The following is a 20169-nucleotide window of genomic DNA, read 5'->3' as shown; positions in this document are numbered from 1 at the left end:
AACTCAGCCGATCCTTGGCGCTGTTTGGCGCCTTGAATATTGAACAGACGATTGAACCCGCGCGCATGGAGGCTTTTACCCAGAAGAAGGCCGCGCTCAAGGATGAAATCGACGCTTTGCAGGTCAAGCTCGTCGCGCTCAAAGCCACCAGGAAAGCCACCGATCGGCATATCGCCGTCAAGGACTTGCCCCAGGAGCTGCAATTTACCCAGCTCAGCACGCACAGCAAACATTTTGTTGATGCCATCAAGATGGTGGCCTACCGTGCGGAGACGGCGATGGCCAATTTCTTGCGCGAGTCATTGACGCGTGTTGATGAGGCTCGCACTTTGTTGTGTTCAATCTACACAACGGAAGCGGATTTGTTGCCCGACTACCAGAATAAAACACTGACCGTTCGCCTGCATCACCTCGCGCAGCTCAGATCAGATCAGGCCGCCGCCTTGCTGTGCGATGAACTCAATCCAACCGAGACGGTATTCCCGCGAACAGACTTGCGGATGATTTTTGAACTGGGGAAAACAAAAACTTCCATAAAAGAGACGGTTCGCGCTGATTTTGTGGACATCACTAAATCCTAGATATCAGGTCGTCTGAAATTTCGAAAAATTCACCGGGCTTGAACATCGTTCTTACGAGTTCTCGGTCTTGTTTGTAAGGAGAGATCAGGGCGACCAGAGTTATTACTCCCGCCTCGACAAATAACGAGGATAGCTCTCCTACGCGCCTAAGGTTCTCGCCCCTGTCTTCCTGGCTGAACCCCAGATCACGGTTCAGCCCATGGCGAATGTTGTCGCCATCGAGGACAAAAGTGCGTCGACCCGCCTGATGCAATTGCTCTTCAACGGCATTCGCAAGGGTTGATTTGCCCGCCCCGGACAAACCGGTGAAACACAGCACGAATGACTTATGCCCATTCTGCCGTTCTCTTCGTTCTCGGGTAACGGTGGCGTGCTGCCGCACCAAATCGGACGACTTGTTCATGGCCGGGCAATCCCGGGGAAATCGAGCCCTGCCTGGTTCGGCCGGGCAGAATGAATGAGGCTGTCGATGATCATTGAAATGTTGGGCATTGTTTTAGCAGTGCCTGCAAGAATAATCCCAAACCGGACGAGCCGGAACCAAAGAGGAAAATCCAGAACATCGTTGTCCAATGAGGTATGAGCCTGAACGGCAATCGCTTCGGAAGAGCCGTTCAGCAGCAAAAAAAGATCGCCTCAATACAACGTCCGCTTTCAGGTGCGCGGCCCAGTTCAACGTCGGCTTTGGAGAAAAAACGCCACCGTCCGCAACTGGCCGGGAGCTGCCAGGCAAGTTTGGCAAGCGACCGTCAGCTTTCTGCTGCAAAGCAGACGGTCAGGGAAAATTTTATAACCTCCAGATGCCGCGCGATGGTTTGCCTGCCATGCTGTCCACTGATACCGCATATTGGCAAGGGCTATCGGCGGAACGTGACCTGGTGGGCTGACCGTTCAATGTTCACCGCACAAATCAAAGGTTACAACCGATGGTTTTCGTAAAGGTTACAACCTCAACCAACGGTTTGCCGTTGCAATAGACCGCACACAAAACGGAACCTGATTAGCGCTGATCTTCAGCCAGCCTTAACCACACCTCGGTGCGCTTGCCCGTGATCGTGGCAGCGCGAAGCAGCCGAGGCAGGATGACGGCGAGATCAAAGCGGCGATTGAATCGATATTGCATCTCTGCAAGATAACGATAGCCATACTTCTCAAAATCGAACGCATGATACGTTCCGTTAATCGCTGTTTTGAGATTTCCAAGAATCGTATTGACCCAGAGGAAGCAAGGCATGTCGGTACTCTTGCGTTTTTTGCCAACTACTTCTTGCTCATGCTGACACCCCGCCTTGGTCACCGCACTGAAACAAGCCAATCCGTCAGATACCACCGTGGCAGAGGCCGCCAGATGTTTCGTCGCCCACGCTTCCACCTCAGCCAGACTGAACGTCTTCACCCGCGAGAACACCGCCAGGAGGGGGTGGTGATCATCAGTCGTCTTCACAGCGGCAATAAACGAAACCTTGTTTTCCGATCCACGGCCTGCTTTGCCGCCAGGAAGTTCGCCCCCGAGATAGGCGTCATCGATCTCAACGCGCCCATCCAACTGGCGCGGGGCCTCGCGCTCGGTCATCACTTGCAACAACTTGTGCTTGAGGCGACACGCGGTTCGATAACAAACGCCAATCAGCCGTTTGAGTTCGAGCGCCGAAACGTTATTCTTGGTCTGGGTCAGAAAGTACATGGCCTGGAACCACTTTCTCAGCGGCAGCTTGGTCGCGTGAAATATCGTGCCCCCGGTCAGCGTCGTTTGTTGGCGACAGGTAGCGCATTGGAAGGTTTTCACCTGGTCATGCCACACCACACAATGGCCCGTTCCCTGGCATTCAGGGCAGACAAACCCATTGGGCCAGCGGTTTTTTTCAACCGCCGCTTCGCACTGGCTCTCGGTTCCATACTGCTCCAGAAATTCCGTCAAGCTCATGCTCGGTTGAAACTGAACTCGGTTCATCTTTGCCATGATCGCCTGTCCTCCGATAGGATTAACAGGTGTCAGGCTAACAATGGAAAGGCTCATAGGATGAGCCTCGAAACCGTTGGCTGAAGATCAGCGCTAATCAGGAAACGGAATGCTGCGCACGATAGTCGCCTGAAAACTCTATTCCTCTGGTGAGTCCTTGGGCTCGGACGAACTGGATTCTGACTCCGAACAGTTTTTGTACGGTAGATACGAATCCATCATAGGCGTCAGGCACCTGCTGGAGAGTGATGGACCGAATGCCAGCATCAGATACTTTGGCACGCCCTGAATCTTTTCCAAGGGAATCTTTGAGTGTTTGTAATACTTTTGTTTGCTCATTGGTCGGCGAAAGAATCGGGTTATCGGACTGGAAAAGCATAGCACGCGCTATAGTTAGCCGCGATTACATTGCAGCATGGCCACTGTGCGGTTTGTTTGCCGTGGGGTGAATGGCTGGACGCAGCAAGGTGCAACTGTGCAAGCCTGTGTAAAGATGTCCTCAGTTTTGAGGCGATCTATTTGGCCCTTTCAGATTTGAAATCTAGAAGGGTCGGATTTGAAATCGAACCCTTTGAAACGGCAATCAGTCTCGCCACATGGATTTGAAATCCGAGTGGGCAGGAGACCTAACTTTATTTCCGACCGTTACCGCCTGTGCTGGTAATGGACTCCACCCGGCAAATACCGTACTGCCCGGTAATATCGTTCGCACGGAATTGACCGCCTGACAGTTCCCCCGCTGTTACGCAGTAACGCCCGTTTAACGTTTCAGCAACGACCGGGTAACAGAGGACGAACCAGATTTGGATAGTCACGCAGGCTGCACTCGTCAAAAGTAACGCCAGCAGTGATTACCAGTCAGGCCGGTAATATCGTTCGGCTTAATTGCCGGAATTCCGGCAGTTTCAATTTCGTTCGTTCGTAATTGGCCGCCCAAACGGTTCCCCCTCGCTGCTATTTCGTGTCGGTCACAGAATGCAGGACAGGGGAAGTGGGGGATTCCCATATCATCGCGCCATGCTAGGCCGTTCCCGCTTACATGCCGGACTACTTGCCGCCGCGTTCCCTGATTGTTATCTGCACCCGACCTGTGGCGTGTATCCACTCAAGAAAGTTGCCTAGAACCTTGCCTTGCGCTTTGGCCGCTGCATGTTCGACCAGAAAATCCGCGTAGTCCTGACTCAATTTCTTTTGCTTGTCCGTGGTCATTGCCGGTTCTTTCATTGGTACGTGTTGATTCGTATTGCAGGAAAGTGGCTACATGGTGGCTACACATAAACCAGAAAGCAAAAAGCCCAACCTTGTGGGCTGGGCTGATCGCTTGGTATCTCTGGTGGCCAGTCGCGGAATCGAACCACGGACACGCGGATTTTCAATCCGCTGCTCTACCAACTGAGCTAACTGGCCAACAAGCGTGGAATTATAACGAGTCGTCCCAACTTCGTCAAAAACAAGCATTGTCCAAGGTGTGATTAAAATGGGAACCTATCAGGCGACCAACTTTTCACCCCCTGTAATAGCTCCAAACCCTCCCGCTAATTGAACCATTCAACCATTCAACCACCTGTTTTGGTGATCCCCGCAGCGAGACCGTCGAGCGTACCTTCCACCGTCCGCTGGTCTTCGTTGCGCCGGGGGGCTTCGGCGCAACGTCCGGAAGGCGGCGCCTCTTTCCCGGCTATCAGGGGCAGCAGCGCCGGCTGGAGTTCCTTGAGAATCTGCACCGGCAGCGCCGAAGTGAAGTCGTAGCCAGCCGCTTTCGCCCCTGGGACGAAGGCCGTGACGACGCCGTAGAAGCGGTCGCCGATGTAGAAGGCGAAAGTTGCCGCACGGTTCATCACGCGCGAACTCTTGACCGCACCGCCAGCACCGATGACCTGGAAGCGATGGTCGCCGGTTCCCGTCTTGCCGCCAACCGGCAGGGGCTTGTCGTCGGCATCACGGAAAGTGCCCTTGACGCGCCGAGCCGTTCCACTGTCAACCACGCGCAACAGGGCGCGCCGCGCAACCTGGGTGATTTCGGCCGGCAGCACCCGCTCACCCGGCTCGTAACGACGCTCAAGCAGGGTTTCGAAGGGCGTTGCGGCAGCGAAGCGCAGCCTGTCGATGCGTACCGTGGGGCGCCGGATTCCATCGTTGACCACGATCCCCATGAGTTCGGCAAGCGCTGCCGGGCGGTCGGCCGAACTGCCGATCGCGGTCGCCAGCGAGGGCACCAAGTGCTCGAAGGGATAACCCAGCCTGCGCCATTCGGCAGCGATGCGCTCAAAGGCCGCTACCTCGACGATGATGTGGATACGCACATCCTGGGCATGCTTTAAACGGCTGGAGAACAACCAGCGTGAAGCCTCGCGGCGTTCGGCGACACTCGCCGCGACAACCGACTGCAGCCCGGCGTCGGGATTCGTACGCAGATGGCGAACTAGCCACAGTTCGAGCGGGTGCACGCGCGCCAGATAGCCCTGGTCGGACAAGTTGTAGTTGCGCGTCGCATGGTTGTCGTAAATGCGGCGCAGGCCGGCATCGGTCCCTGCCTTGTCGCCGAGACGCTGGCGCATGAAGGCGAGGAAGGTGGGAAAATCGCTCTCCGGTTGCACCGTCAGAAATGCCGCCGCCTGCGGCGATTGTCGATCCGGCACAGAATCGGCCAGGACTTCAAGGCGATCCTGCGGGGAGACATCGCGGTACTTGTGCCAGAAGGTACGCAGGAAACCGATGCCTTCACGCTCGGCAAAACGGTTAAGGAAATCCTGCCGGGCTTCCTTGCTACTCTCGTCGCCCTCACGCAGTGATCGCGCCGGCGCATCAACTGCCTCGTAGGCGTGGTAATGCACCACATCGCGCATGATGCGGACAAAGACCAGATTCACCGACTGCTCGAGCGCTCCGGCCACGGTCGGATTCTGCCCGTCGTCTTCATGCTTGAAGTTTGAAAAATGGTGCACGCCACCGCCGGTGAAGAAGGCCTCGCCGGGACTGGCCGAATAGGTCCGCTCCATGGCCGCTTCGAGCATCGGCGTCAGGCTGCGATCTGTGTTGCCACGCAGATAAGCGATGGCCCAGACGCTCAGCCGGTCGCTGGGCTTGGTGGCAATGCCGGCCAGTTCCTTGTCGTCGAGGCCGGCGTAGCGCTGGTGCAGGTCGGCGACGACATTGAGGTACGTGATCAGCGTCCGGAACTTGGCGCTGGAGCCCAGATCGAGTTTTGTTCCGGCGTTGATGTCGAGCGGCTGGTTGAGATTGTCGGCCTGCACGCGCAACATGTTGCCGAGGGGCGTCCGCTCATAAAGGGTGAAACTGTAGTTGACCCCGGCCGGATCGCCGCGATCGAGCATGCGATGCGCCTTGAATCCGGCGCAACGAAGGTAATCCGTTTTGGCGAGACGGCCGAGATAGGCTGTTACCCTGGATTGTGCAACCGCATCGAGCGTGGTTCGCGCCTCCAGATCGAAGCGATCGAGAGCGTAAAGGTCGTCAACCCCGATGAGGTCACCAAGCGTCCCGCGCACATCGTTCACGGCTTTGCGCTCGACGAAAGAGATGGCGCCGACCTCGCGCGCCTTGCGCGCCAGCGTCAGCCGGGCGCGCAAGGCATCGTCACGCAGGGCTTCGGGAATGCCGCCATCACTGGTCAGCAGGCGCAGGTAACTGTCGGTCAGACTGTCGAGACGCTCGGTTGAGTCGAGCAGGAGACCGGAAGGGCGGCGTTGCGCGACGATGAGTGACATCGCTTCCCTGAGCACCTGCGCCCGGGCTGCCGGGTCGGCTTCGGGGTCAGCCAGCAAACGGGTGGCTTCGTCGAAGTCGCGGCCATACCAGGCCCACAAACCGTCCCCGAGGCCATTGACCTCGCCGTAGCCGGCCAGCCCGGCCAGTGGAACGGAGTTGAGATAGTCGAGGACGATGCGCTTGCGCGCGGCCAGCGTATCTTCGCCATCCTGGTAGGCACGTAGCGAGGCGGAGACCATCTGCTGCAATTTGTCGTCAGCGTCGCGTGTGCGGCCGCCCGGGGAATGCCGGAATTTTTCGATCTGGGTGGCCAGCGTACTGCCGCCCGCACGCCCTCCTTCGAGGTTGAGGACGCGCAAGGTCCGACCCAGCGCCGCGCGAGTAAAGCGCCCCCAATCCACCGCCGGGTTGCGCATCGGGTGCTCGGGGTCAAGCAGGTCGCGGTTCTCGACATAGAGCAAGGCGTTAACCAGCACTGGCGGAATGGCCTCGAACGAAGCGTATTGCCGCTCCGGATAGCGACTGCTATAGAGCATCTTTCCGTTGCGGTCGAGCAGAGCCAGGCCGGCCTGTGATTTTTCGCGGTAGATCGGGTAATAGCCGCGGCCAGTGATCCTCAGAAACTCATCTGACTGTCGGGCCTGCGCGGAAACATCATAGCCCGACGCAACCAGACGCGGCAGCATCGCCTTCATCTGGCTGTAACCGAGACGCGTGCTGTAGGGGCCGGATTGGGGCAGCCAGAGTTCGTCATTGGCCCCGGCCTGCACCTCCCAGCCGATACCGCGCGCCATAACTGAGAAAAAATGCGCCTGCAAGTGCGAATCCCGGGCTTCGACCCATGCCACCGCCGCCATTGCCGCCAGAAACGTGCCGGTGATCGCGCCCCAGAAAATATTGCGTCGCCGCCGACGCTTTGCGAGCCGGGTGCTGGTGAGGAAGCATTCGCTTTCCATTTTGTCTGCCATCTCAAAAGCCAATCAGTATTTACACAAAAAAAGTCACCACTTCATTGGCCAATCAATGGCGCTTCATATTTGATGTTGAAAGCTTTGACGCTTGAATTCCAGATATCGCCCTTGCCGGCCACCGATCAGTGGAAATTGCTATCGAAGAAGGCAATACAGGTTCGGCCATTTGCAAGGCCAAGCGTGGACATTCACGCATTCGCAACGTTCCCTGAGAGACGACGAAATGTTCCCAGGCCAGTAACCCCAATAAAAGACTTGTCATTACACTTGAGCCGGCAGGAATTGCCCTTAGGAGTCGAGCAAAAATAACATGAACAATACGATTTAGACGATCGGACTTCGAGGCATCAAACGATAGTTCCATTCGCCATGAAATTCGTCGCGTTCAATGGCGAGCGTAGCCAGTTCCTCGTCGGAGATTTTGATTCCTGGCATATAGATTTTTTCATCGAGAGCTGCTTTGATGCGCAAGCCTTCTTGGGTCGTCGTACTTCCGATTAAATTGACGACGACTTCTCGGCTAACCAGCGGGCGACCTCGCCAGTTGGCGGTGATGTGGCAGAACATGCGGTGTTCAATCTTGTTCCATTTGCTGGTGCCTGGCGGGAAATGACAGACTTGTATCTGCAATTGCAGTTCATCGGCGAGGGCCTGTAACTCTCTATGCCACAAGCGCACCCGATAGCCATTGCTGCCGCCGCAGTCGGCGGTTATCAGCAGGCGACCGGGATGTTGATACACGGCTTGACCCATTTCCCGCCACCACCGACGAATGCTCTCGACTGCGAATTCTGCTGTGTCATGATCGATACCGACGTTGACCCACCCTGTATTCGTCGTCAGGTCATAGACGCCATAAGGCGCAACCTTGCCTAATTCAGGATCGATGAAGTCATAGACCCTGACTTCCTCCGGCGTGCCCTGGTGATGCCATTCCCTACCGGCGTTTTTGAAGTCGCCAATCAGTTCCTTTTTCTTCGTATCGACCGAAATAACGGGCTCTCCCGCCGCCTGGTAGTTGGCCACCGTCTTGGCGATGTGCGCAAACTGGGCATCCCGATCTTCGTGGCGACCGCCTTCGCGTGTTTTACGCGTCGATTGCAGGCTGTAGCTCATCTGGCTCAGTAGATCACAAACCGTGCGCTGACTGACTTCGTGTCCTTGTCGTTTTAGCTCGTTCGCCAAGTGATAGGTACTCTTGCAGGTCCAGCGTAGCGGCGACATGGGATCGCCACGTGACATCGGTTCGACCAACGCATCAAGGTCGTGCAGCAGCTGGTCGTCCTTGTCGGTCAGCTTCTTCCGGCCGCCCCCGATCGCTCGGATACGTGGGCGTTTATCACCTTTACTCAAACCGACCGGCGCGGGTGCCTTCAGTTCAGTGAGCCCCGCATGAATTGTCGTTCGCGACAGACCGGTGGCCTTGGCTACTGCGCTCACGCCACCCCGGCCAAGACCGCGCGCTTCCGTTGCCGCCCAAACGCGCAACGTAGCCTCATCCAACCGGCCTGACAGCGCTTGAAACTTGCTTTCGATCACCGTCATCTCATCCATGTACTTAAGATAGACGAAATGTCTTATTTGTTCAAGTTATTATTGCTTAACTCCTTAATGACAAAAACCGGCTCATTCCTGAGCCGGCTTTGGTCATTTCAAACGGCTGATCAGCCCAGGGTGCCGACGTTGTTGAGGTCAGCAAAGGCCTGCTTGAGGCGTGCAATGAAGGTCTCTTCGCCCTTGCGCAGCCAGGCGCGCGGGTCGTAGTACTTCTTGTTCGGCTTGTCGTCGCCATCGGGGTTGCCGATCTGGCCTTGCAGGAAGCCTTCATTCTTCTTGTAGTAGTTCTTGACGCCTTCCCAGAAGGCCCATTGCGTATCGGTGTCAATGTTCATCTTGATGACGCCGTAGGAAATGGCTTCGCGGATTTCTTCGAGGCTTGAACCCGAACCACCGTGGAACACGAAGTCGATCGGCTGGGCCTTGGTGCCGAACTTCTTCTGGATGAATTCCTGCGAGTTCTTCAGGATGATCGGTTGCAGCTTGACGTTGCCGGGTTTGTAGACACCGTGCACGTTGCCGAAGGAAGCGGCAATGGTGAAGCGGTTGCTGATCTTCGACAGTTGCTCGTAGGCGTAGGCCACGTCTTCAGGCTGGGTGTAGAGCTTGGAACTATCGACATCACTGTTGTCGACGCCGTCTTCTTCACCACCCGTGACGCCAAGTTCGATTTCCAGCGTCATGCCGATCTTGCTCATGCGCTGCAGATAGCGCGAGCAGATTTCGATGTTCTCTTCCAGCGGCTCTTCCGACAGGTCGAGCATGTGCGAGCTGAACAGTGGCTTGCCATTGGCTTTATAAAACTTCTCGCCCTCATCCATCAGGCCGTCGATCCAGGGCAGCAACTTCTTGGCCGCGTGGTCGGTGTGCAGGACAACGGTCGCGCCGTACAGCCCGGCCATTGCATGGACATGGTTTGCGGCGGAAACAGCGCCGGCGACACAGGCGCGCTGACCTTCGTTTTTCAGGGCTTTTCCGGCATAAAACTGGGCGCCACCGTTGGAGAACTGGAGAATGGCCGGGGACTTGAGTTCTGCGGCCGTTTCCAGGACGGCATTGACCGTGCTGGTGTTGATGACGTTGATCGCCGGCAGGGCGAAACTCCTGGCCTTGGCCAGCGCGAACAGGGCTTGCAAATCGTCACCGGATACAACACCCGGCTTTATCTGTGGAGCATTCATGGTTTCGGTTCCAATAACGGTTGATCGAGAAAGTTAATCCTACTATGTATACTTATTTCCGGTCAATTCATTGCTGAGCCAGTGAGATCAATATAAAGGCACAACCTTGCAGGGCATGGGATCGGGTGAAATCCCCGCTGGTCGGGCAGCCTGTTAGAATCGCGTTCGTCCCTCATGTGAAAGGTTGTTCGATGAAGAAGTGCTTCCCGCGTTTTTTGCTCGCTGCTGGCCTGTTGTTCTGCGGCATTTCAGCACCAGCGGTTGTGGCAGCAGAGCGTGCTTATGCTGTTGTTGATAGTGTGCAGATGCCTGCCTGGGTCGAGCGCCACGGCGTCCGGCAGCCGCTCGAGCCGGGTAAGGTGCTGCAAAACCGTGACCGTGTGGCGACTGGTGCCGACGCTCGCGTACTCATTCAGTTGGCAGAGGGAAGCGCGGTCAAACTGGGAGAAAACGCTCAACTGGATCTCAATGCGCTCGGACGGCGCGAGAACCGCGTTTTCACTGCGGCGCTGGATGTCGCGCAGGGCGCTTTCCGCTTCACCACCGGGGTTTTCTCGACGTGGCGCCAACAACGTGCCGTCAATGTCCGCCTCGGGACAATCACCGCCGGTATTCGCGGCACGGATCTGTGGGGAAGTTCGGATGCCGAACGTGATCTTGTCTGCCTGCTCGAAGGGCGGATTACCGTAGTGCATCCTCAGGACGAGCCGCGCGAGATGAGCGAAGCACTGAGCTTCTACGTCGCACCCAAGGGGCTTGTGCCCAACCCGCTTGGCCAGGTTGATGCCGAACAGGTCAGCAAATGGGCGACGCAGACGGAAGTCCGGCCGGGTAGCGGCTACGCTCGGCGGGGTGGCAAGTGGAATGTTGAATTGGCGACTCTGGACGGCGAGTCCGATACGCTGGCCTTGTATTATCTTGCGCGTGCGGCTGGTTACGCGGTGCGCATCAAACCGCGGGCGGCGGCAGGGGGTGGCTATCGATACTCGGTGCGCGTTACCCAGTTGCCGTCACCAGCGGAGGCGGCTGTCCTGGCAGAAAAACTCAAACTGCAACTGGCGCTAACTGCTCCCGTGGTAACACGTTAGAAATCACTGCACTGCGCAATGCACTGCGACTGTGTATACGCCTGCGGCAGCAGGTGACAACAGGCTGTCCGCGCATTCAGGCGGCCTGTTTATGGCCGGTGACCAGGCTTTCCCAACTGGTCAGCCATAATCGGCAAATCTTTTGGGCGGCGAGCAGATTCCCTTGCGATAACCGCTTCTGGTAACGCCAAATCCGGCTAACGCAACAATTTTTGGGTAGACCACGCTCGGCGTACTTCTCGCCTTCTTCTTCCGACAAATCAATGAAACGCTCAACGGCCAGGCGGTAATAGTCAGAACTGTTGCAGCAACCGGTCATTTCTTCAGCCTCTCCGGCTGCACGGCGCCACATTCTCAGCGCAAGCTCGTCGCTGATGCCGGCTTTGCGGGCGACCCACGGTAGTATTTTCGGTGCTTTCATGGTGTTGCTCCTTGTATTCTGGTGGTAGCCAGGCACTGGGATGTTCGACCTTGTGAGCCTTGTATTGGTGCAGTGCAACATAATTATAATTCGACTCCGGAAAATCTGCCGTGATTTTTTTCCTGCTTTGAAAAACTTTTTTTGTTGCTTTACACAAGTGCAATATTCGCTCATCGGTGCGGCAGCTATAATCGACGGCACTTCCCCCTAACGGGCATGGCTTTGCAAGGCGCCCCAAATTATGAAAGTCATGCCCGTTTCCCTCCCTTGCAGGGCGTATTCCGGCTTACCAGCCGGAATCGCTCGATGGGCGCGGAGCATGCTCCGCGAAATCCCCATCTCGCCCCCCGACCCCTCTCCCGGAGGGCGAGGGGAGATTCGAGAGTCACTGGGGCGACTTTCACGCTAAAGTGCTTAAATGTCCGATCTGCTTGCCAATCTCAATCCGCCGCAACTCGCTGCCGTCACCCTGCCGCCGCAGCATTCCCTGATCCTTGCCGGAGCCGGTAGCGGCAAGACGCGCGTGTTGACGACGCGGATCGCCTGGCTGATTTCAACCGGGCAGGTCGGCCCGCACGGGATTCTTGCCGTGACCTTCACCAACAAGGCGGCCAAGGAAATGCTGGCGCGCCTTTCCGCAATGCTGCCGATCAACGCGCGCGGCATGTGGATCGGCACTTTCCACGGCCTGTGCAACCGACTGCTGCGCGCCCATCACCGCGATGCAGGATTGCCGGCGCAGTTCCAGATTCTCGACTCATCCGACCAGCTTTCGGCCATCAAACGCCTGCTGAAAAACCTTAACGTCGACGACGAGAAGTTTCCGCCGCGCGAACTCGCGGGTTTCATCAACGCGCACAAGGAACAAGGCATCCGGGCGGCGCAAGCCGAGGCTTACGACGATTACACCAGCCGCCGCGTAGAGCTTTACGCCGAATACGAAAGCCAGTGCCAGCGAGAAGGCGTGGTCGACTTCGCCGAATTGCTGCTGCGTTCCTACGAATTGTTGCAGCGCAACGAACCACTGCGCCACCACTACCAGGAGCGCTTCCGGCACATATTGGTTGACGAGTTCCAGGACACCAACCGCTTGCAGTATGCGTGGCTGAAACTGCTGGCCGGGCACGACGGCCGGACGACGCAGACGAATGGCGCCTGCCTTTTTGCGGTCGGCGATGACGACCAGTCGATTTACGCCTTTCGCGGTGCCGAGGTTGGCAATATGCGCGACCTTGAACGCGAGTTCAAAGTCGCCAACGTGATCCGCCTCGAACAGAACTATCGCTCGCACGGCAACATCCTCGATGCCGCCAATGCGCTGATCAAGAACAATCGCGGACGTCTCGGCAAGAACCTGTGGACCGATGCGGGGGCGGGCGAGTCGATTCGTGTCTTCGAAGGCTTTTCGGATATCGACGAAGCCCGTTTTGTCGTCGATGAAGCGCGCGAACTGGTACGCGACGGGTTCTCGCGTAACCAGATCGCCCTGCTCTACCGCTCCAACGCCCAGTCACGCGTCCTCGAACATCAGTTATTCACTGCCGGCTTGCCGTATCGCGTTTATGGCGGCCTGCGTTTCTTCGATCGTCAGGAAATCAAGCATGCGCTGGCCTATCTGCGCCTGATCGGCAACCCCGACGACGACACGGCCTTTGCCCGCGTGGTCAATTTTCCGACGCGCGGCATCGGCACGCGCAGTACCGATGCCTTGCAGGAAGTTGCGCACCGCGCAAACTCCAGCCTCTACAACGCGGCCGCAAGCCTCGGCGGCAAGCCGGGCGCGTCTATTGGGGCCTTTATCCGCCTGATCGAAACGCTGCGCGTCGAAACGGAAAATCTGCCACTGCCGGAAGTCATCGATCACATCATCGAAAAAAGCGGTCTGCGCCAGCATTACCTCAGCGAGAAGGAAGGCAGCGAGCGGCTGGAAAACCTCGACGAACTGATCAACGCCGCGACCAATTTCCTGCAGGAAGAGTCCGACAACAGCACTGACGACGGCGAAGAGCAGAATGGCGGCCCACTTGCCTCGTTCCTTTCGCATGCCTCGCTCGAAGCCGGAGAGCATCAGGCCGGCGAAGGCCAGGAGGCAGTTCAGTTGATGACCGTGCACGCCGCCAAGGGACTGGAATTCGACGCGGTGTTCATCACCGGGCTGGAACAGGGGCTGTTCCCGCACGATAACGCCGCGCAGGAACGCGACGGTCTGGAGGAGGAGCGGCGGCTGATGTACGTCGCCGTAACCCGCGCCCGGCAGCGGCTCTACCTCTCGCACGCTCAAACCCGCATGCTGCACGGCAAGACGCGCTATTGCCTGCCCTCGCTGTTTCTGGAAGAGTTGCCTGAGGAATTGTTGCGCAAGGTCGGCCATACGCCGGCTTTTGCCACCAAGGCGCCCCCGTACAAGAGTGCTGCGTTGAGTCCTGCGTACGCCACCACAACCAGCAACTCCTCCGCAGGCAGCTTTCGCATCGGGCAGAACGTAGAGCACGCCAAATTTGGACTGGGCGTGATCGTTTCGGCTGAAGGGCGCGGGCCGGATGCGCGTGTGCTAGTGAATTTCGGCGCCCAGGGCATGAAGTGGCTGGCACTGGAGATCGCCAAGCTGACGCCAGCCTGATACCTTTTGAAAATATCAAGAATCCACCGCGGAGGCGCAGAGCCGCAGAGAAAACGCAGAGGAACCCTATTGTTTTTAACCTAAAAACATCAGCCTATCCACGAAAATCACGAAAGACACGAACAAAAACAACAACTTGATGTGTTTTCTCTATTCACCCTTTGGTGTCGATCTTCAGCTTATTATCTCCTTGATTCTTTTCGTGCTTTTGGTGCTTTTCGTGGACGAACTGCTTTTTCTAGGTTTAAAGATTTTCTCTGCGAAACCTCTGCGGCTCTGCGCCTCCGCGGTGGATGTTCCGGTTTTTTTTCAAAGCCTCTGAGACAATCCACAGGTTTCTCACAGGGGTTGTGGGCAAGTCTGTGGATTGTTTCTGGCTATGCTGCCTGACTTGCCCGGACAGCGCGTAGCGGCTAGGCTAGAGTTCGTATGCATTCTCACCACCGGTCGGGCGAATACAATCTCTTGACCCGACCGGCCCTCGTCCTCGTTCCTCGTTCTTTTCCCAGGAGTAAATCATGCCCTTTGCCATTCGAATTCATCAGACCGGTGGTCCCGAAGTCATGCGCTGGGAGGAGGTTGCCGCAGGCGATCCAGCGCCCGATGAAGCGCGCGTACGCCATGAGGCGGTGGGCCTCAACTACATTGATGTTTATCATCGCAACGGACTCTATCCTCTGGCCTTGCCGGCTGGATTGGGCATGGAGGGAGCGGGGGTCGTCGAAGCGGTTGGCGCTGGCGTCACCGAACTCAAGCCCGGTGACCGTGTGGCCTATGCCGGTGGCCCGGTGGGTGCCTACAGCCAGGTGCGCTGCCTGCCGGCGCATCGCCTGCTGAAGATGCCGGATGGCATTGATTTTCGTACCGGGGCGGCAATGATGCTGCAAGGCCTGACCAGTGCCTATCTGCTGCGTCGCACTTATCCTGTACAGCCCGGCGACGCGGTCCTGGTGCATGCAGCGGCCGGTGGTGTTGGCCTGATCGCTTGCCAGTGGGCCAAGGCACTTGGTGCAACGGTGATCGGCACGGTGTCGAACGAGGCCAAGGCGGCACTGGCCTTGGCGCACGGCTGTGACCACGTCATTTACTACACGCGGGAGGATGTGGCCAAACGGGTGCGCGAGATCACCGCTGGCGAGGGCGTGGCCGTGGTCTACGATGGCGTCGGCAAGGATACCTTCATGGGATCGCTCGACAGCCTGCGCGTGCGCGGCATGATGGTCAGCTTTGGCAATGCCTCCGGCCCCTTGCCGCTACTTGATGCGCTGTTGCTGTCGCAGAAGGGCTCGCTATTCTTCACCCGGCCGACCTTGATGCATTACACCGCCAAGCGTGACGAACTGGTTGCCCTCGGCGCAGAACTGTTTGCCGTTGTCAGTTCGGGAAAAGTCAAAATCGAGGTCAATCAAACCTACGCGCTGGCCGATGCCGCCAATGCGCATCGCGACCTTGAGGCACGCAAAACAACCGGTTCGACGATATTGCTGCCCTGATGAAGAGTATTCGCGCCAAGTTCGTTTCGATACGTGACCTGCTGGCGACGGCCTGGCCGATCGTACTGATCACCGCCATCGGTTTTGTCGTCGCCTACCAGTTTGTCGAGCCGGCACCGCCGAGCAGCATGACGATTACGACGGGTAGCGAGTCGGGCGCTTACTATGCCTATGCCAGGCGCTACGCCGAACTTCTCGCGGTCAACGGCATCACGCTGGAAATCAAGACCTCGGCTGGCTCCCTGCAGAATCTGGAGCGCGTCAAAAAGGGCGAGGCCGACATTGCGCTGATCCAGGGCGGGGTTGAGGAATCTCTTGAAGGCGAAGATCAAAGCGACCTTCGCTCGCTCGGCAGCGTGTCCTACGAGCCGGTCTGGATCTTCTATCGCAGCGAGTACCGGTTCGACAAACTGCATCATCTCAGCACACAGCGTATTGCCGTCGGTGAAGAGGGCAGCGGTATTCGCGGGCTTGCCATGAAATTGCTGGAGGCCAACGAGATTCCGGCGAACAGCAAGAATCTGCTGCCGATTGCCGGACTCAGTGCGGCCGAAGCCCTGCAGCGCGGGGAAATCGATGCCGCCTTCATCGTCGCTGCGCAGGAGGCTCCTGTGGTGCAGGTGATGCAGCGTTTGCCCGACGTGCGGGTGATGAGTTTCATTCAGGCCGATGCCTATACCCGGCGCTTCCCCTTTCTCTCGAAAGTCGTCCTGCCGCGTGGTGTGGTCGATCTGGTGCGCGACACGCCGCCGCGAGATACCGTTCTGCTGGCCACCACCGCCAACGTGGTGGTGCGGGACGATTTGCATCCGGCACTGGTCAGCCTCATGCTGCAGGCCATGACCGAGGTCAACGGAAAGAACGGCTTCTTCCAGCGCGCGGGTGAATTTCCGGCCTACAAGGATCACAGCTTTGCACTGTCGGACGAGGCGAAGCGTTACTACAAATCCGGGCCGCCCTTCCTGCAGCGCTACCTGCCCTTCTGGATTGCCGTACTGGTCGAGCGCCTGTTCGTGCTGATCCTGCCGATCATCATTCTGCTGTTCCCTCTGCTCAAGATTGCGCCTTCAATTTACAACTGGCGGGTGCGCTCCAAGATATTTCGCTGCTATGGCGACCTGAAGTTCCTGGAGAACGAGTTGCGCCAGAGCTACGTTGCGTCGCGCCACGCAGATTATCTGCTCCGGCTCGACCGCATCGAGGAAGACGCTTATACGCGCAACATCCCGCTTGCGTTCAGCGATATGCTCTACACCCTGCGCGTACACATCAACCTGGTGCGCGAAAAGCTTACCCACCTTGAATCCGGGGCTACACCCAACAACAAGCCATGAAATCCTATCTGATCGCCAACCCCAAGGGCGGCTCGGGGAAATCGACGCTGGCCACCAATCTCGCCGGCTATTTCGCCCGTTGCGGCCATCAGGTCATGCTCGGCGACACCGACCGCCAGCAATCGGCGAGTGAATGGCTCACTATCCGCCCGCCCATGCTGCCGCCGATCGGCAACTGGGACGTCGTAAAAGGCCTGCCGGCACGGCCACCCAAAGGCACCACCCATGTCGTGCTCGATACGGCGGCTGGACTGCACGGCAAATCGCTCGAACGGGTGCTCAAGCAGGTCAATCGCGTCATTGTTCCAGTGCAGCCTTCGCTTTTCGACATTCTCGCTACACGCCATTTCCTCGAAATGCTGCTCGAAGAAAAAGCCGTGCGCAAGGCGCAAGCCTTTGTCGCGGTGATCGGCATGCGCGTCGATGCGCGCACGCGGGCCGCTGCCGAACTGGAGCGCTTTCTGGCTTCCTACGAACTGCCCGTCCTGACCTGTCTGCGCGATACGCAACGCTACGTGCAACTGGTCGCCAACGGCATGACCGTCTTCGATCTCTCGCCATCACGCGCCGATAAGGAGATGGCGCAATGGCAGCCGATCATCGACTGGGTTGATGCTTAGCAGTGAGGTTCATCCTAGAAAAAGCAGTTGACCACGGCGAACACAGCGAACACATCGGAAAAACAATGACTTGCAATGTTTTCATGAATCACCCTTTGGGTGAGCAATGAAATCCTGAAATGCTGAGCACCCCAAGAGTATTTGCTTCGCAGCAGCTTTTCGCTGTGCCCGCCGTCCCTCTGCAGGGAGGCTTCGCGCTGTCGCCGTGGTTTGAACTGCGGTTTTTAGGTTCATTGCCCTGCAATGCCCGTCGATAGGCGATCTCCGCGTTCAATGCCTGGACACCCGCATGGCTATTGACTCCTGCTGGTGGCAACTTCAAGGCTGCCGTATTTAAAGGCGTGCAGGCAGGTCGTCGGGAGAAGCGATTTTTCAGTGCTGCAGAATCTTGGCCAGGAATTGTTGCGCCCGCTCGGAACGCGGATTGTCAAAGAACGCATCCTTGCTATCGTCCTCGACGATGCGCCCCTGATCCATGAAGATCACCCGGTGCGCGACGCGCTTGGCAAAGCCCATTTCGTGCGTAACACACATCATGGTCATGCCTTCCAGCGCCAGCTCGGTCATCACATCAAGCACTTCGTTGATCATCTCCGGATCAAGTGCCGAGGTCGGTTCGTCGAACAGCATGCAAATCGGGTCCATGGCCAGCGCCCGGGCAATCGCCACGCGTTGCTGCTGTCCGCCGGAAAGTTGCCCCGGATATTTCAAGGCCTGCTCTTTAAGCCCGACGCGATCCAGAAGCTGCATCCCCTTGGCTTCTGCCTCGGCCTTGTCCCGACCGAGCACCTTGACCTGGGCGATGGTCAAGTTCTCGACTATCGACATGTGCGGGAACAGTTCAAAGTTCTGGAACACCATGCCGACGGTCGAGCGCAACTTCGACAGGTTGGTCTTCGGATCGCCGACCGACACGCCATTGACCGTGATCTCGCCGCCCTGAAACGGTTCCAGACCATTGACACATTTGATCAGCGTCGATTTCCCCGATCCGGAAGGGCCGCATACGACAACCACCTCGCCCTTGTTAACCTGGGTCGTACAGTCAGTCAGTACCTGAAAGGCGCCGTAGTGCTTGCTGACCTTGTTCATCGAAATCATTGATGATTCTCCTGGGATCGTTTTACAGCCGGTATCAAGCCGTCTTGAGTTTTTTCTGGTAATAGCGCACAAGCTGTGAAACGGCGAAGCAAATCACGAAATAGACGGCACCGGCAAACATAAGCATTTCGACCAGACGCCCGTCGCGGTCGCCGACCTTGTAGGCGGCGCCAAAGAAGTCGGCCAGTGCGGAGACATAGACCAGCGAAGTGTCCTGGAAAAGAATGATGCCCTGCGTCAACAGCAAGGGCACCATGTTGCGAAACGCCTGCGGCAGGACAACCAGCTTCATCGATTGCCCGTAGGTCATTCCCAGCGCGTTGGCCGCTGCCATCTGGCCCTTGGGAACCGACTGGATCCCGGCGCGGATGATCTCCGAGTAATAGGCGGCCTCAAACAGCGCGAAACCGGCAATCGCCGAGCCCAGGCGCATGTCGGAGCCGCGCGGGAAACCGAGCAGGGTTTCGAGCAGATGCGGAACGATCAGGAAGAACCACAGCAGCACCATGACCAGCGGGATGGCGCGGAAGAAATTGACGTAGCCGGCGGCAAACCACGACAGAACGGTGACTGACGAGAGCCGCATCATGGCCAGCAGGGTTCCCCAGACGATGCCGAAAATCACCGCCGTGGCCGTTATCTTTACGGAAATCAGCATGCCATCGGCGAGGAATGGCAAGGCGCCGGGAATCGAAGACCAGTCAAATTCGTACATGTCATTGGCCTCCGATATAGCCGGGAACACGCACATGGGCTTCCACCCAGCGCATGGCAAACATCACCACGACGTTGATCAGCATGTAGGCCAACGTCACGGCGATAAACGATTCGTAAGGCTGCGCCGTGTAATCGACCAGTTGCCGTCCCTGGGCCGCCAGTTCAAGCAGGCCGATGGTCGAGCAGACGGCCGAATTCTTGAAGATGTTGAGGAATTCCGAGGTCAGTGGCGGCACCACCAGACGAAAAGCCATCGGCAACATCACGTAGCGATAGGTCTGCGGCAGGGTGAAACCGATGGCCAGACTGGCGTTCTTCTGGCCAGGCGGCAGCGAATTGATCCCGGAACGTACCTGCTCGGCGACCCGGGCGCTGGTAAACAGCCCGAGACAGATCATCGATGCGAGAAACTGCTGGACGACCGGATTGCTTTGCTTGAAGGCGTTGCCCAGACTTTGCGGCAAGAGTTCCGGCAGGACGAAATACCAGAGAAAGAGCTGCACCAGCAGCGGCACATTGCGGAACAGTTCGACGTAGGCCATGGCCATGCCGGACAACAGCTTGTTGGGAACCGTGCGCAAGACCCCGATCACCGCCCCCAGAATCACCGCCATCAGCCATGCCGATAGCGACAAGCCAATGGTCATCTTGAAGCCGTAGATCATCCAGCCAAGATAGGTGTCGTCTCCCGTCGCCGATGGCTGCAGGAATACACCCCAGTTCCAGCTATAGCCCATTGCTCACTCCAATAAGTGGAACTACCCCGAACACCGCACCAACAGGCAATCTCCGGATG

18 protein-coding genes and 1 tRNA gene are annotated in these 20169 nt (G+C 57.6%); 6 read left to right on the top strand and 13 right to left on the bottom strand.

From position 1 onward, the window contains the following. The coding region (locus ACOYNV_RS01090) for a putative transposase (RefSeq protein WP_422897881.1) at positions 1–581 on the top strand (581 nt) is incomplete at its 5' end. Here the strand turns inward: ACOYNV_RS01090 and cysC are convergent. The 9 genes from cysC to fbaA all read right to left on the bottom strand — a co-directional run bounded on the left by cysC (position 571) and on the right by fbaA (position 9979). Then, positions 571–984: an adenylyl-sulfate kinase gene (gene cysC, locus ACOYNV_RS01085; protein ID WP_422897880.1), complete on the bottom strand. Its 414-nt coding sequence runs from the start codon at positions 982–984 to the stop codon at positions 571–573. The two genes, ACOYNV_RS01090 and cysC, sit on opposite strands and share 11 nt — an antisense overlap. After that, entirely contained in the window at positions 981–1205 is a 225-nt protein-coding gene (locus tag ACOYNV_RS01080) for a hypothetical protein (protein ID WP_422897879.1), read from the bottom strand. The genes cysC and ACOYNV_RS01080 overlap by 4 nt, the downstream gene beginning before the upstream one ends. A 376-nt stretch (positions 1206–1581) precedes the next feature. After that, positions 1582–2541 (bottom strand): IS1595 family transposase, encoded by a 960-nt coding sequence (locus tag ACOYNV_RS01075; RefSeq protein ID WP_422897883.1) that lies wholly within the window; start codon positions 2539–2541, stop codon positions 1582–1584. A gap of 97 nt (positions 2542–2638) precedes the next feature. Continuing rightward, entirely contained in the window at positions 2639–2920 is a 282-nt protein-coding gene (locus tag ACOYNV_RS01070; protein WP_422897878.1) for a hypothetical protein, read from the bottom strand. Positions 2921–3588: 668 nt separating this feature from the next. Continuing rightward, positions 3589–3750: a hypothetical protein gene (locus ACOYNV_RS01065; RefSeq protein WP_422897877.1), complete on the bottom strand. Its 162-nt coding sequence runs from the start codon at positions 3748–3750 to the stop codon at positions 3589–3591. A 122-nt stretch (positions 3751–3872) separates the two neighbouring features. Then, a tRNA-Phe gene (locus ACOYNV_RS01060) sits at positions 3873–3948 on the bottom strand. Between the two features lie 149 nt (positions 3949–4097). Beyond that, a complete protein-coding gene (locus ACOYNV_RS01055; protein WP_422897876.1) occupies positions 4098–7226 on the bottom strand; it encodes a transglycosylase domain-containing protein in 3129 nt (1042 codons plus the stop codon). Positions 7227–7565: 339 nt separating this feature from the next. Further along, the gene (locus tag ACOYNV_RS01050) at positions 7566–8795 is read right to left on the bottom strand and encodes an ISAzo13 family transposase (RefSeq protein WP_422897875.1); all 1230 of its coding nucleotides are present in this window, start codon (positions 8793–8795) and stop codon (positions 7566–7568) included. 110 nt (positions 8796–8905) lie between these two features. Continuing rightward, complete coding sequence (gene fbaA / locus ACOYNV_RS01045; protein ID WP_422897874.1) at positions 8906–9979, bottom strand: class II fructose-bisphosphate aldolase; 1074 nt, start codon at positions 9977–9979, stop codon at positions 8906–8908. Between the two features lie 191 nt (positions 9980–10170). Between fbaA and ACOYNV_RS01040 the strand changes: the two genes are divergently transcribed. Further along, positions 10171–11067, top strand: a complete 897-nt coding sequence (locus ACOYNV_RS01040; protein WP_422897873.1) for a FecR domain-containing protein — start codon at positions 10171–10173, stop codon at positions 11065–11067. A gap of 76 nt (positions 11068–11143) precedes the next feature. On the opposite strand, the gene ACOYNV_RS01035 is transcribed toward ACOYNV_RS01040, so the two are convergent. Then, complete coding sequence (locus tag ACOYNV_RS01035) at positions 11144–11488, bottom strand: hypothetical protein (RefSeq protein ID WP_422897872.1); 345 nt, start codon at positions 11486–11488, stop codon at positions 11144–11146. 418 nt (positions 11489–11906) lie between these two features. On the opposite strand from ACOYNV_RS01035, the gene ACOYNV_RS01030 reads away from it, so the two are divergent. The 4 genes from ACOYNV_RS01030 (at position 11907) to ACOYNV_RS01015 (ending at position 17555) form a co-directional block, all read left to right on the top strand. Next, entirely contained in the window at positions 11907–14108 is a 2202-nt protein-coding gene (locus tag ACOYNV_RS01030) for a UvrD-helicase domain-containing protein (protein ID WP_422897871.1), read from the top strand. A 518-nt stretch (positions 14109–14626) separates the two neighbouring features. Next, positions 14627–15601: a quinone oxidoreductase family protein gene (locus tag ACOYNV_RS01025; protein ID WP_422897870.1), complete on the top strand. Its 975-nt coding sequence runs from the start codon at positions 14627–14629 to the stop codon at positions 15599–15601. After that, the gene (locus ACOYNV_RS01020) at positions 15601–16935 is read left to right on the top strand and encodes a TAXI family TRAP transporter solute-binding subunit (protein ID WP_422897869.1); all 1335 of its coding nucleotides are present in this window, start codon (positions 15601–15603) and stop codon (positions 16933–16935) included. The genes ACOYNV_RS01025 and ACOYNV_RS01020 overlap by 1 nt, the downstream gene beginning before the upstream one ends. After that, the gene (locus ACOYNV_RS01015; RefSeq protein ID WP_422897868.1) at positions 16932–17555 is read left to right on the top strand and encodes an AAA family ATPase; all 624 of its coding nucleotides are present in this window, start codon (positions 16932–16934) and stop codon (positions 17553–17555) included. The genes ACOYNV_RS01020 and ACOYNV_RS01015 overlap by 4 nt, the downstream gene beginning before the upstream one ends. Before the next feature lie 372 nt (positions 17556–17927). On the opposite strand, the gene ACOYNV_RS01010 is transcribed toward ACOYNV_RS01015, so the two are convergent. Genes ACOYNV_RS01010 through ACOYNV_RS01000 form a run of 3 tightly spaced genes read right to left on the bottom strand, consistent with a single transcriptional unit; the run spans position 17928 to position 20110 of the window. Next, the gene (locus ACOYNV_RS01010; protein ID WP_422897867.1) at positions 17928–18656 is read right to left on the bottom strand and encodes an amino acid ABC transporter ATP-binding protein; all 729 of its coding nucleotides are present in this window, start codon (positions 18654–18656) and stop codon (positions 17928–17930) included. Between the two features lie 34 nt (positions 18657–18690). Beyond that, positions 18691–19371, bottom strand: a complete 681-nt coding sequence (gene gltK / locus ACOYNV_RS01005; protein WP_422897866.1) for a glutamate/aspartate ABC transporter permease GltK — start codon at positions 19369–19371, stop codon at positions 18691–18693. A gap of 1 nt (position 19372) precedes the next feature. Continuing rightward, entirely contained in the window at positions 19373–20110 is a 738-nt protein-coding gene (locus tag ACOYNV_RS01000) for an amino acid ABC transporter permease (RefSeq protein WP_422897865.1), read from the bottom strand. Positions 20111–20169 lie beyond the last annotated feature (59 nt).

This window comes from Propionivibrio sp. (genome assembly GCF_049316945.1).
In the GTDB taxonomy this organism is placed as follows: Bacteria; Pseudomonadota; Gammaproteobacteria; order Burkholderiales; family Rhodocyclaceae; genus Propionivibrio.
This window is presented reverse-complemented; position numbering and strand designations above follow the sequence as displayed.